The following is a 12,061-nucleotide window of genomic DNA, read 5'->3' as shown; positions in this document are numbered from 1 at the left end:
TTGAACTTGCGTTTCACAGAGTGAGACGGGAGTATCGTTTCATGGACAACAGTAGCGGCGTCGGCGTTCTGGACAAGGCGGCCCTTGTCCTGAGCGCTCTGGAGTCCGGTCCGGCCACCCTCGCGGGTCTGGTCGGGGCCACCGGACTGGCACGGCCCACGGCTCACCGGCTGGCCGTGGCTCTGGAACATCACCGGCTGGTGGCGCGGGACATGCAGGGCCGGTTCATCCTCGGCCCGCGCCTTTCGGAGCTGGCCGCGGCGGCCGGTGAGGACCGTCTCCTGGCGACGGCGGGCCCGGTGCTCACGCATCTGCGGGACGTGACGGGCGAGAGCGCGCAGCTCTACCGGCGCCAGGGCGACATGCGGATCTGTGTGGCGGCGGCCGAGCGGCTGTCCGGACTGCGGGACACGGTGCCGGTGGGCTCGACACTCACGATGAAGGCCGGTTCCTCGGCGCAGATCCTCATGGCCTGGGAAGAGCCGGAGCGGCTGCACCGGGGCCTCCAGGGCGCCCGCTTCACGGCGACGGCCCTGTCGGGCGTACGGCGGCGCGGCTGGGCCCAGTCCATCGGCGAGCGCGAGCCGGGCGTCGCCTCGGTCTCGGCGCCGGTGCGGGGGCCTTCCAACCGCGTGGTGGCCGCCGTCTCGGTCTCCGGACCGATCGAGCGCCTGACCCGCCACCCCGGCCGGATGCACGCGCAGGCGGTCATCGACGCCGCCGCCCGTCTCTCCGAGGCGCTGCGCCGCTCGGGCTGACCGTTTCCCTCCGCCTTCTCCACCGGACCGGCCGGGGAGGGCCCGCCTCAACGCCGCGGCAGGCCCTCCCCGCACCGGACACCGCTCACGGCGCCGACGGCTCCCGCTTCAGGCCGAGCCGCTCGGCCGCACGCTCGCCCCGCCGCCCCACCGGCACGACACCCGTGGCCGCGCCAAGGCCGAAGGCGGGCATGTTCACGTACACGGACTCGTAGGACCCGGCCGGTACGACGTACGTCTCGTGCCAGATGCCGACCTTGCCCCTGCCCTGCCTCAGCCGCCGGTTGAACTCGCCCCACGCGGGCCGGTGCTCCTTGTCCGGCGCCGACGCGTAGGCGAGCAGCTTCTCCTTGGACTCCCAGTACTGCACGACGTACACCACCCGCGGAAAACCCAGCAGGGCCTGGTATCCCAGCAGTCCGTTCTCCTTCTCGCGCTCCAGCTCTTTGATCATCGGCCGCATCGCGCGGGCCGCGGGCACCCAACTCCGCAGCGCGGTGAAGCTGTTGATCCGCAGCCCGATGAGGAAGACGACGATCTCGTCCTCCGCCGCGGCGGTCACACGCCCCTCGACCGGCTCGCTCATGACGTCCCCACTCCCTGTCGGTGTCTCGCCTGTCTTTCGCCTGTCCTTCTTGCCGTGCACGCATTGGATAGCTGAACTATCCATGCTTGGATAGTGACACTCTCCAACGGAGGGCGCAAGAGGAAGCGCGAAGGCGAGGCGGATATGCGACTGGCGGAGCTGAGCGAGCGCAGCGGGGTCTCCACGGCCACGATCAAGTACTACCTGCGCGAGGGGCTGCTCCCGGCCGGACGCCGGGTCACGGCGACCCGGGCGGAGTACGACGAGGAGCATCTGCGCCGACTGCGTCTGGTGCGGGCGCTCATCCAGGTGGGCGGCATCACGGTGGCCTCGGCCCGCGAGGTGCTCGCCGCGCTCCAGGACGAGGGCCTCGACCACAACGAGCGCCTGGGCACCGCCGTCTGGGCGCTCCCCCACGGCCCCGCACCCGCCGCGGACGACCCGGCGGCAGCCGAGGCGGAGCGGCGCGCCGGCGAACTGGTGCGCCGGCTCGGCTGGGGTCATGGCGAAGGCCTCGCCGAGGCGCCCGCCTACGGGATGCTGGTGGGCGCGATCGCGGCACTCACCCGGCTCGGATACCCGTGCACCGTCGAGGACTTGGAGCCGTACGGCCGGGCGATGGGCGACATCGCCGGCTCCGATCTGGACCTGGTGGAGCGCTACGGCGGCTCGGCGGAGGAGCAGATGGAGGCGGCGGTGGCACTCACCGTGCTGTACGAGCCGGTGCTGCTGAGCCTCAGGCGGCTGGCCGAGGCGGAGGAGTCGCGGCGCCGGTTCACGGGGAAGTGACGGCGCTCGCGGGGCCCTCCCCGCAGGGCCTCCGGATACGCCGAAGGCCCCCCACCGAAGTGGAGGGCCTTCGAACTGCGTACCCCCGACCGGATTCGAACCGGCGCTACCGCCTTGAGAGGGCGGCGTGCTAGGCCGCTACACAACGGGGGCCTGGACTCTGCGTTTCCGCAGGTCCGAGCTGGTCTACCTGGACTCGAACCAAGACTAACTGAACCAGAATCAGTCGTGCTGCCAATTACACCATAGACCAATGATGGTTTAGACCAGTCGTACCCCCGACCGGATTCGAACCGGCGCTACCGCCTTGAGAGGGCGGCGTGCTAGGCCGCTACACAACGGGGGCCCTAGCGATTCCGAGTGATCGGAACCAGTACCCCCGACCGGATTCGAACCGGCGCTACTGCCTTGAGAGGGCAGCGTGCTAGGCCGCTACACAACGGGGGCTTGCGGATGTGATCCGCGGTGCAGATGAGCTCTGCGAGCTGGCCTACCTGGACTCGAACCAAGACTAACTGAACCAGAATCAGTCGTGCTGCCAATTACACCATAGGCCACTGGAACGCAAGCCCCGGATGGGGATCTTGTTCTAGTTTGTGCGCTGGGGGCCCGGCCTTTCGGCCTGTTCCCCTCGGCGCAGGAAGAACATTACCCGAAGGTGGACGGGGCTCCAAAACGGGTATCCCCACGGACCAGCGCGGGGAGTTCGCCGGGGCTCGGGACGGACCAGGACGGACTCAGGACGCCGCCGGGTCCGGGACCACGAAGAAGTCCGTGAGGAAGCAGGTGATCTCGCCCCGGTCGTTGCGGCCGATCCAGGTCGGGTAGGCGCCGTCGCCCCAGCCGGAGGAGAAGGCGATCAGGTCGTGGCCGGTGTCCGGGGAGGCGACCCGGTGCGGCCCCGGGGCCCACGCGCTGTCCTCGAAGGCGTCCCAGAGCGGTCCCTCGTCGCCCTCGCACGTGGGGAAGGCACCGTCGGCGGACGCGTCGTAGAAGCAGCCGGTGCCCGCGTCGACGCCGTAGCCGTAGAACTCGTCGTCGCCCAGTTCGGCGGGGTCCTGGCCGGGGAGCAGGGCGGGTTCCCAGGTGGCGGCCGGTTCGTCGCGTATGACCAGGCGGGCGGCGGCCACCCGCAGGTGCGGGGTGCCCGAGGGCTCCTCGCCGGGCCCGGTGAGGGTCGCCACGGCCGCCTCGACGCGGTAGCGGCCCGGCTCGGCCGTGACCGTGAACGGCTCGACGTCGCCGGAGCCCAGATAAACGAACGGGTCGCAGGCGACCACGCGGCCGGTGGGCAGCGACAGCTCCCCGCCGTCCACGACGTGGATCACACCGGTCGGCCCGGAGTCCTCGTACGCGAACGCGCTTCCGGGGGTGAACAGCCAGGTGTAGTCACGAGCGGGCATCGGCATGAGGGCGCCTTTCCACGGGATCAGTCTCCCGCAGCGTAGGCCCCGCCACCGACAGCGAGGGGCGGCACCCGGTGACCGGATGCCGCCCCTCGCCGGGTGTGGCGCGCGTTACGCGGCGAGCCTCGCCAGCGCCGCGTCGATCCGGGCCAGCGTGGTGTCCTTGCCCAGGACCTCCAGGGACTCGAACAGCGGCAGGCCGACCGTGCGGCCGGTGACCGCCACCCGGACCGGGGCCTGGGCCTTGCCGAGCTTGAGGCCGTGGGCCTCACCGGCGGCCAGGACGGCCTCCTTCAGCGACTCCGCCGAGGTCCAGTCCGCGGACTCCAGCTTCTCGCGGGCGGTGCGCAGCAAAGCGTCGGAGCCCTCCTTCATCGCCTTGGTCCAGCTCGCCTCGTCGAAGACCGGCTCGGGCAGGAAGAGGAAGTCGACGTTGTCGGTGATCTCGGAGAGCACTTTCAGACGGGTCTGCGCGTGCGGGGCGATCGCCTGCCACTTGGCCTCGTCGAAGTCCTCCGGCGTCCAGGGCGCGAACGGGGCCTTCAGCCACGGCGCGCAGCGCTCGGTGAAGTCCTTCACGTCGAGCAGCCGGATGTGGTCGGCGTTGATCGCCTCGCACTTCTTCAGGTCGAAGCGCGCCGGGTTGGGGTTCACGTCCGAGATCTCGAAGGCCGCGACCATCTCCTCGATCGAGAAGATGTCCTGGTCCGCCGAGAACGACCAGCCCAGCAGGGAAAGGTAGTTGAGCAGACCCTCGGGCAGGAAGCCGCGCTCGCGGTAGAGGTTGAGCGACGACTCCGGGTCGCGCTTGGAGAGCTTCTTGTTGCCCTCGCCCATCACGTACGGCAGGTGGCCGAAGGCCGGGATCCGCTGCGCGATGCCCAGCTCCATCAGCGCCTTGTAGAGGGCGATCTGGCGCGGGGTGGAGGAGAGCAGGTCCTCGCCGCGCAGGACGTGGGTGATGTCCATCAGCGCGTCGTCGACCGGGTTCACCAGGGTGTACAGCGGGGCGCCGTTGGCGCGCACGATGCCGTAGTCCGGGACGTTCTCCGGGAGGTAGGTGATCTCGCCGCGCACCAGGTCGTCGAAGGTGATCGTCTCGTCCGGCATCCGGAAGCGGACGATCGGCTCGCGGCCCTGCGCCCGGTACTCCTCGACCTGCTCGGCGGTGAGGTCGCGGCAGTGGCCGTCGTAGCCCGAGGGCTTGCCCGCGGCGCGGGCGGCCTCGCGGCGGGTGTCCAGCTCGTCCTGGGAGCAGTAGCAGTGGTAGGCGTAGCCGCCGTCCAGGAGCTTGCTCGCGACGTCCTGGTAGAGGTCCATCCGCTGCGACTGGCGGTACGGCGCGTGCGGGCCGCCGACCTCCGGGCCCTCGTCCCAGTCGAAGCCGAGCCAGCGCATGGCGTCGAGCAACTGGTTGTACGACTCCTCGGAGTCGCGGGCCGCGTCGGTGTCCTCGATACGGAAGACCAGGGTGCCCTCGTTGTGCCGGGCGAAGGCCCAGTTGAACAGGGCGGTGCGCACCAGGCCCACGTGGGGGTTACCGGTGGGCGAGGGACAGAAACGGACGCGTACGGGGGCAGGTGCGCTAGCCACGCTTGACAACCTTGTTGGTGAGAGTGCCGATGCCTTCGATGGTGACGGCGACCTCGTCGCCGACGTTCAGGGGTCCGACGCCCGCGGGGGTGCCGGTGAGGACGACGTCGCCGGGGAGCAGGGTCATCGCCTCGGAGATGTTGACGATCAGGTCCTCGATGGGACGGATCATCTCGCTGGTGCGGCCGAGCTGCCGCTGTTCGCCGTTCACCGTGAGCTGCACGGTGAGGTCATTGGCGCGCGCGAGATCGATGTCCGTCTCGATCCACGGGCCGAGCGGGCAGGCGGTGTCGAAGCCCTTGGCGCGGGCCCACTGCTTCTCGCGGCGCTGCACGTCGCGCGCGGTGAGGTCGTTGGCGCACGTGTAGCCGAGGATGACGTCCTTGACGCGCTCGCGGGGCACCTCGCGGCACATGCGGCCGATGACGACGGCCAGCTCGGCCTCGTACTGGAGGTCCTCGGTGAAGGAGGGGTACTGGATGTCGTCGCCCGGGCCGATCACCGAGGTGGAGGGCTTGAGGAAGGCGAAGGGGACGTCGGGCACCTCGTGGCCCAGTTCCTTCGCGTGCTCGGCGTAGTTGCGGCCGAAGGCCACGACCTTGTTGGGGAGCACCGGCGGGAGCAGCCTGACCTTGCTCACCGGGACCTTGGTCCCGGACAGCTCGTGGTCGGCGAACGGGATGCCCTTGATGATGTCGAGGACCAGCTCGTCCTGCTTGTCGCCCTCGACCGCGCCGAAGGCTACGTTCCCGTCGATGGAGAACCTGGCGATGCGCACGGGATTCCTGCGCCTCTCATTGAGAACCGGCGTACTGTCGTCCCAGGTTAACCGCTCCGGCGGCACGGTGTTCGCCGGTGGCCCGCGGCGGTGGAGTTTATCGGCGCCGAATAGCGGGCCGGGGGAATTGCGAATTCGGCGGGCCGGGAGCGGTCACCGGCCGCAGGGGGCGCCGGTCCGGGCCGTACCCGGCGGGGGCGGGACGCGGGTCCGGGGTACGCGTCGGGGGCGCGGGGAAATTCCGTGGCTTTTCCGGTCGGCGGCGGGGAAAATGCGGTGCGCGGCCACGGGTGCGGGATTAGCGGTTTTCGGAGCCGTGTCCGCTGCGTCGGGGCGGCCCGGAAATGACTGAGCGCGGCCGGGAAGAACACGGCTGTGCGTGGTCTTCCCGGCCGCGCTCAGTGCGCGGTCCGCGGCTCTCGTCAGACGGCGGCGGAGGCGGGCAGCTCCATCAGGATGGTGCGCCGGGGGTTGGCGGTGCTCGCGGGCAGCTCGCCGGTGTGCTCCTGCGGCTCGGGCGCCCACAGCTCGGTGGCGTCCTCCAGGTGCGCCAGCGTGGTGCGGCGCGGGTTGGCGGTCTTCTGGAACATCTGAGTCGTCTTCACCGTTGTCTTCCTGTGGCCTCGGGTGGTGGGGGGCGGTCGGGTGGGCAGAGCCGCTCATCCTGTAAAGCGTCAGGCTAAACATGCGTTTCACCGCCACCGAGGTGAACGACGCCTGAATCACGTGTGAGTTTGCTCACTTACTCATGCACAAAACGGTCAATCCCGACCGTCAATTCGGCATGCCGAAACGGACATTGGTGATCTGAAGCCACCATTCCGCTCCTGATCATGGCGACTGGGACACCCGTCGGCCGTCGGTGGTTCGCCGGGATGCGCCCGCTTTGCGGGAGATCGACTCACACGCTTCGTGTCCCACCCGCCACGTGCTGTCACCTAGGTCACAGCTCGGGGTACGTGCCTTGTTGGAGATCCGGCACTGTGCTGGAATGCCACGGACCGCCGCAGGATCGAGCCGGCGCGGGGGGCGCGAACACTGCGCCGCGCGGCGGTGCGAACAAGGGGGGAATCCAGCGCCGGTCACTTCAAGACCAACACGGGGGGCGTATTCAGGGCGCTCTCCGAGACGCCGACACCGTGTCCCGCCGTTCGCGCGGAGGGGCGCCTGGTCCAGAGGTTGCGACGCTAGTGCAGGGACGTTTCAAGAGGGATGGCAGCGCTTCGGCCGAGCCGGAGCCGCACGGCGGGACCGGCCGCGGTGCCTCGCCCCAGCACGCCCAGAACCCGACTCCGGCCTCGTCCGGCGAGAACGGTGAGCGCGCCGGCGGCCCGGGCGCGTCCGCGCTGTCGGGGACGCCTGGTTCGGTGACCCCGACGCCGACGGTGAAGCCCGCCAAGGACGTCGAGGGCCCCGGTTCGCGGTTGGCGATGCGCAACTGGCGCATCTCGACCCGGCTGGTGTCGCTGCTGGCGCTGCCGGTCGTGGCGGCCACCACGCTCGGTGGCCTGCGCATCGGCGACTCGATGGACAACATCAAGCAGCTCGACAACATGAAGCTGCTGACGGAGATGACCCAGCGCGCCACCGAGCTGGCCGCGGCGCTCCAGGACGAACGTGACCAGTCCGCCGGTCCGATGTCGCACGGCGTCAAGGCCTCGAACTTCACCCTCAAGGGCTTCCGCGACAAGTCGGACCGCGCGAAGACCAACTTCGAGGACACCGCCGAGCAGATCGACGCGGCCAGCAAGGACGGCAACCTCAAGGGTGTCCGCGACACCGTGGTCGCCCTGGTGGCCCAGCTGGACACCCTGAACAAGGTGCGCGGCGACGCGTACACCACCGAGGGCAACTCCAGCCAGACCATCGAGTCGTACCACCGGCTGATCACCCAGCTGATCGACCTCTCCCAGGACATGGCCGAGGCGACCAGCAACCCGGAGATGATCCAGCGCACCCGCGCGCTGTCCGCGTTCTCCAGCGCCAAGGAGTACGCCTCGGTGCAGCGGGCCGTCATCGCCGCCGCGCTGCCCGCCAACACCAGCAGCAAGGGCAAGCTCTCCACGAACGACCGCCTCTACGGCGAGTCGGCCTACGACAGCGAGCAGTCCGAACTCAAGATCTTCCGCAAGATCGACGGCTCCGACGCGGAGGCCACTCTCGAACCGATCGAGGGGGACAGCCCGCAGATCGAGGCGGCCGACAAGTACGCCAAGCGTGCCCTGGCGCCCAACGGCTTCGCGAACCTGCCCAACCGCTCCTACCTCGACTGGCTGGACGACAGCACCAACAAGCTCCAGCAGATGAAGAACATCGAGCACGAGCTGCTCGGTGACATGGAGCAGAAGGCCCGTGAGCTGAAGTCGACCTCGGAGCAGGAGGCGATCCTCTCCGGTGCGCTGATCCTGCTCGTGCTCGGCGTCTCGCTGGTCGGCGCCTTCGTCGTGGCCCGCTCCATGATCCGCTCGCTGCGCCGCCTCCAGGAGACCGCCACCCGCGTCGCCCAGGACCGCCTGCCCGAGCTGGTCAAGCAGCTCTCCGAGTCCGACCCGCAGGACGTCGACACCTCCGTCGAGTCCGTCGGCGTGCACTCCAGCGACGAGATCGGCCAGGTGGCCGCGGCCTTCGACGACGTGCACCGCGAGGCGGTCCGGCTGGNCGCCGAGCAGGCCCTGCTGCGGGGCAACGTCAACGCGATGTTCACCAACCTCTCGCGCCGCTCCCAGGGTCTGATCCAGCGTCAGCTCTCGCTCATCTCCGAACTGGAGTCCCGCGAGGCCGACCCGGACCAGCTCTCCTCGCTCTTCAAGCTCGACCACCTCGCGACGCGTATGCGCCGTAACGGTGAGAACCTGCTCGTCCTCGCCGGTGAGGAGCCGGGCCGACGCTGGACCCGCCCGGTCCCGCTCGTCGACGTGCTCCGTGCCGCCGCCTCCGAGGTGGAGCAGTACGAGCGCATCGAGCTGGCCTCGGTGCCGAGCACCCAGGTCGCGGGCCGCGTCGTCAACGACCTCGTGCACCTCCTCGCCGAGCTGCTGGAGAACGCGACCTCGTTCTCCTCCCCGCAGACCAAGGTCAAGGTGACCGGTCACGCGCTGCCCGACGGCCGCGTGCTGATCGAGATCCACGACACCGGTATCGGTCTCTCCCCCGAGGACCTGGCCGCGATCAACGAGCGCCTCGCGGCGCCGCCCACGGTGGACGTCTCCGTCTCCCGCCGCATGGGTCTGTTCGTGGTCGGCCGGCTGTCCCAGCGACACGGCATCCGCATCCAGCTGCGTCCGTCCGACTCCGGTGGTACGACCGCGCTGGTCATGCTGCCCGTCGACGTCGCCCAGGGCGGCAAGAAGCCCGCTCCCGGCAAGGCCGGTGGCCCCGGCGCCGGTGGCGGTCCCGCCGCCGCGCAGGCCGCGGCGGGTGCCGCTGCGGCTCGCCGGAACAAGGGCGGTGGCGGCCAGGGCGGTGCCCTCGGCGGCGCTCCCGCCGGTGGCGGACTTCTCGGCGGCTCCGCGCCGCGCGGTCAGGTCGGTGCGGGCCAGGGCCCGCGCGCGGCGCTGCCCGGAGCCGGTCAGGGCGGCCGTCCCGGTGGCGGACGCGGAGCGCAGGGCCCCGGTGCCGCGTTCCAGGGCCGTCAGGCCGCCGGTGCCGGTGCGCCGGGCGGTCAGAACGGTCAGGCGCCCGGTGGCCCGCAGGGTCTCCAGGCCGCGCACCCCGGCGGTCCGCAGCAGGACGCCTTCGGCGGCGGCCGTGGTCCGGCCGCCCCGCGTGGCGGTGCCGACCAGGGCCAGGGCCGTCAGGCCCAGCTGCCGCCGCGTGGCGGCCCGCGTGCCGAGCTGCCCGGCGGCAACCCGCAGCAGCGCGGCCCGGAGTGGGGCGACGCCCCGCAGAACCGTGCGGCGATGGACGCCCCGCGCGGCCACGACGAGCAGGCCCCGCACACCGCGCGGATGCCGCGCGTGGACGACCGCCAGGGCCCGGGCGCGACCGCCGAGATGCCCCGCATCGACGCGCACGACCCGTCCGGCACCGGCGAGTTCCCGCGCCAGGATCTGTACGGCGCCAACGACGGCCACCACACCGGCCAGTTCGCCCGGCCCGGCGCGGGCAACCCGCAGCACCACACGGGTCAGTTCGCCCGGCCCGGTGCCAATGAGCAGCAGAACACGGGCCAGTTCCAGCGGCCCGGCATGAACGACCAGCAGCACAGCGGTCAGTTCGCGCGCCCCGGCGCGGGCGAGCAGCAGAACACCGGGCAGTTCCAGCGTCCCGGCGCCCAGCAGGGCAACCGGTTCGCCCAGCAGGGCGGTCACGACCCGTACGCGCAGAACGGCGGCTTCGGCGGCCAGGCGAACGGCCAGGACCCGCAGAGCACCGGCCAGTTCGCGGCGCCGCAGGCGTACGACGGCGGCGGTTACGACGCGGGCGGCACCGGTCAGCACGCGCTGCCCGGCAGCCACGGCGCGAGCGGCCCGCACACCGGTCAGTTCGAGCGTCCGCAGCAGGGCGGTCACGGGGACTTCGGCGCCCAGCGCCCGCAGTTCCCGCAGCGCCAGGCGGCCCCCGAGACCGACCGGAGCGCCCCGCAGCGCCAGGCGCCGAACGAGGGCTGGGCGGCGCTGCCCCCGGCCGGTGGCGGCGCCGGTGACGGCCGTACCCCGCTGTACGACACGCTGGAGACCAACTGGTTCCACGGTGGCGGCCAGCAGGAGGCCGAGCAGGCCCCCGCTCCGGCGGCCCCGCCCGCTCAGCAGGCGCCCGCCCAGGCTCCGGCTCCGCAGCGTTCCGCGGCTCCCGCTTCTCCTTCGTCGACCACGGGCTCCTGGCGCACCTCGCCGAACGACGAGATCGTCCGGCAGGCCGAGCGCGTACGGCAGCCCGCGGCCGGTGGCATCACCACCTCCGGTCTGCCGCGTCGCGTGCCCAAGGCGAACCTCGTCCCGGGCACCGCACAGCAGCAGCAGAACCAGACCGGTCCGCAGGTTTCGCGCTCCCCCGACGACGTGCGTGGCCGGCTGACCAATCTCCGCCGGGGCATCGCGCAGGGCCGCCAGGCCGGCAACGGCCAGACCGGCAGCTTTCCCAGCCCCACTCACCAGCAGGAGCGTTAGTTGAGTCCGATGAGCCAGGCGGCACAGAACCTGAACTGGTTGATCACCAACTTCGTGGACAACACCCCAGGGGTGTCCCACACGGTGGTGGTCTCCGCCGACGGCCTTCTGCTGGCGATGTCCGAAGGTTTTCCGCGTGACCGCGCCGACCAGCTGGCGGCGGTCGCCTCCGGGCTGACCTCTCTCACGGCCGGGGCGTCCCGGATCTTCGAGGGCGGCAGCGTGTCGCAGACCGTCGTCGAGATGGAACGCGGCTTCCTCTTCCTCATGTCCGTCTCGGACGGGTCGTCCCTGGCAGTCCTGGCCCACCCCGAGTGCGACATCGGTCTCGTCGGCTACGAGATGGCGCTGCTCGTCGACCGCGCGGGTGCGGTACTCACCCCGGATCTGCGCGCCGAACTACAAGGCAGTCTGCTCCACTGACCCGCCCCGGCACCACCCACCTCACAAAACAACCGTCCGGCCGCCACAATCCCCCCACCGGCCCCGTCAGACGGCACGACTGACCAACTGCTGTCCCGCCCGGAGGATTCATGACCCCGCCCACCGCCTCTCATGATCCGTACGCGGAGTCGTACGGCGACGAGGGGGACCAGCCGCTGGTACGTCCGTACGCGATGACCGGCGGCCGGACTCGGCCGCGCTATCAGCTCGCCATCGAGGCGCTGATCAGCACGACGGCCGACCCGGCAGCGCTCATGGGACTGCTCCCGGAGCACCAGCGCATCTGCCAGCTGTGCGTCGAGGTGAAGTCGGTCGCGGAAGTGTCCGCGCTCCTGGCCATGCCGCTCGGTGTGGCCCGGATTCTGGTCGCCGACCTCGCCGAGGCCGGCCTGGTCGCCATCCACCAGCCGGGTGGCGACGAGAACAACGGCGGCGCTCCCGATGTGACGCTGCTCGAAAGGGTGCTCAGTGGACTTCGCAAGCTCTGACGGAGGGCGGGCCACGACCTCCGCGAAGATCGTGGTGGCGGGCGGCTTCGGCGTGGGCAAGACCACGTTCGTGGGCGCCGTCTCGGAGATCAACCCGCTGCGTACCGAGGC

General features: G+C 70.9%; 10 protein-coding genes, 5 tRNA genes and 1 pseudogene. 6 read left to right on the top strand and 10 right to left on the bottom strand.

Going from position 1 to position 12,061, the window contains the following annotated elements:
* The first annotated feature begins 41 nt into the window (after positions 1-41).
* Positions 42-758 carry an IclR family transcriptional regulator NdgR gene (gene ndgR, locus B079_RS0105180; protein ID WP_018544714.1) on the top strand — a complete coding sequence of 239 codons (717 nt, stop codon included), beginning with the start codon at positions 42-44 and terminating at the stop codon, positions 756-758.
* An 85-nt stretch (positions 759-843) separates the two neighbouring features.
* On the opposite strand, the gene B079_RS0105175 is transcribed toward ndgR, so the two are convergent.
* Complete coding sequence (locus B079_RS0105175; protein ID WP_018544713.1) at positions 844-1,344, bottom strand: DUF4188 domain-containing protein; 501 nt, start codon at positions 1,342-1,344, stop codon at positions 844-846.
* Positions 1,345-1,488: 144 nt separating this feature from the next.
* Between B079_RS0105175 and B079_RS0105170 the strand changes: the two genes are divergently transcribed.
* Positions 1,489-2,133 (top strand): MerR family transcriptional regulator, encoded by a 645-nt coding sequence (locus B079_RS0105170; protein WP_018544712.1) that lies wholly within the window; start codon positions 1,489-1,491, stop codon positions 2,131-2,133.
* Between the two features lie 80 nt (positions 2,134-2,213).
* On the opposite strand, the gene B079_RS0105165 is transcribed toward B079_RS0105170, so the two are convergent.
* From B079_RS0105165 to B079_RS0105125, 9 genes are all read right to left on the bottom strand, one after another.
* Positions 2,214-2,286 (bottom strand) — tRNA-Glu (locus B079_RS0105165).
* Between the two features lie 28 nt (positions 2,287-2,314).
* Positions 2,315-2,386, bottom strand: a tRNA-Gln gene (locus B079_RS0105160).
* A 20-nt stretch (positions 2,387-2,406) separates the two neighbouring features.
* Positions 2,407-2,479, bottom strand: a tRNA-Glu gene (locus B079_RS0105155).
* A gap of 28 nt (positions 2,480-2,507) precedes the next feature.
* A tRNA-Glu gene (locus B079_RS0105150) sits at positions 2,508-2,580 on the bottom strand.
* Positions 2,581-2,618: 38 nt separating this feature from the next.
* A tRNA-Gln gene (locus B079_RS0105145) sits at positions 2,619-2,690 on the bottom strand.
* Between the two features lie 180 nt (positions 2,691-2,870).
* Complete coding sequence (locus B079_RS0105140; RefSeq protein WP_018544711.1) at positions 2,871-3,542, bottom strand: DUF4241 domain-containing protein; 672 nt, start codon at positions 3,540-3,542, stop codon at positions 2,871-2,873.
* A 108-nt stretch (positions 3,543-3,650) separates the two neighbouring features.
* On the bottom strand, positions 3,651-5,132 hold the full coding sequence (gene gltX, locus B079_RS0105135) for a glutamate--tRNA ligase (RefSeq protein ID WP_078495834.1): 1,482 nt from the start codon (positions 5,130-5,132) through the stop codon (positions 3,651-3,653).
* Positions 5,125-5,910 carry a fumarylacetoacetate hydrolase family protein gene (locus B079_RS0105130; RefSeq protein WP_018544709.1) on the bottom strand — a complete coding sequence of 262 codons (786 nt, stop codon included), beginning with the start codon at positions 5,908-5,910 and terminating at the stop codon, positions 5,125-5,127. The genes gltX and B079_RS0105130 overlap by 8 nt, the downstream gene beginning before the upstream one ends.
* Positions 5,911-6,332: 422 nt before the next feature.
* Positions 6,333-6,515, bottom strand: a complete 183-nt coding sequence (locus B079_RS0105125; RefSeq protein ID WP_026248376.1) for a hypothetical protein — start codon at positions 6,513-6,515, stop codon at positions 6,333-6,335.
* 585 nt (positions 6,516-7,100) lie between these two features.
* Here B079_RS0105125 and B079_RS0105120 point away from each other — a divergent pair.
* The 4 genes and pseudogenes from B079_RS0105120 to B079_RS35730 all read left to right on the top strand — a co-directional run.
* Positions 7,101-11,018: a nitrate- and nitrite sensing domain-containing protein gene (locus B079_RS0105120; RefSeq protein WP_026248375.1), complete on the top strand. Its 3,918-nt coding sequence runs from the start codon at positions 7,101-7,103 to the stop codon at positions 11,016-11,018.
* 9 nt (positions 11,019-11,027) lie between these two features.
* Positions 11,028-11,441: a roadblock/LC7 domain-containing protein gene (locus B079_RS0105115; RefSeq protein WP_018544706.1), complete on the top strand. Its 414-nt coding sequence runs from the start codon at positions 11,028-11,030 to the stop codon at positions 11,439-11,441.
* A 110-nt stretch (positions 11,442-11,551) separates the two neighbouring features.
* The gene (locus B079_RS0105110) at positions 11,552-11,950 is read left to right on the top strand and encodes a DUF742 domain-containing protein (RefSeq protein WP_018544705.1); all 399 of its coding nucleotides are present in this window, start codon (positions 11,552-11,554) and stop codon (positions 11,948-11,950) included.
* Positions 11,931-12,061 (top strand): annotated as a pseudogene (locus B079_RS35730) (ATP/GTP-binding protein); the annotation flags it as partial. The gene B079_RS0105110 and the pseudogene B079_RS35730, both read left to right, overlap by 20 nt.

This window comes from Streptomyces sp. LaPpAH-108, assembly GCF_000373625.1.
Lineage (GTDB): Bacteria > Actinomycetota > Actinomycetes > Streptomycetales > Streptomycetaceae > Streptomyces.
Note: the sequence above shows the minus strand (reverse complement) of the source record. Positions and strands in the feature narration are given on the sequence as shown.

Coding starts and splice junctions, on each gene's coding strand:
- ndgR (WP_018544714.1), top strand. CDS start 42: ATGGACAACAGTAGCGGCGTCGGCGTTCTGGACAAGGCGGCCCTTGTC.
- B079_RS0105175 (WP_018544713.1), bottom strand. CDS start 1,344: ATGAGCGAGCCGGTCGAGGGGCGTGTGACCGCCGCGGCGGAGGACGAG.
- B079_RS0105170 (WP_018544712.1), top strand. CDS start 1,489: ATGCGACTGGCGGAGCTGAGCGAGCGCAGCGGGGTCTCCACGGCCACG.
- B079_RS0105140 (WP_018544711.1), bottom strand. CDS start 3,542: ATGCCGATGCCCGCTCGTGACTACACCTGGCTGTTCACCCCCGGAAGC.
- B079_RS0105115 (WP_018544706.1), top strand. CDS start 11,028: ATGAGCCAGGCGGCACAGAACCTGAACTGGTTGATCACCAACTTCGTG.
- B079_RS0105110 (WP_018544705.1), top strand. CDS start 11,552: ATGACCCCGCCCACCGCCTCTCATGATCCGTACGCGGAGTCGTACGGC.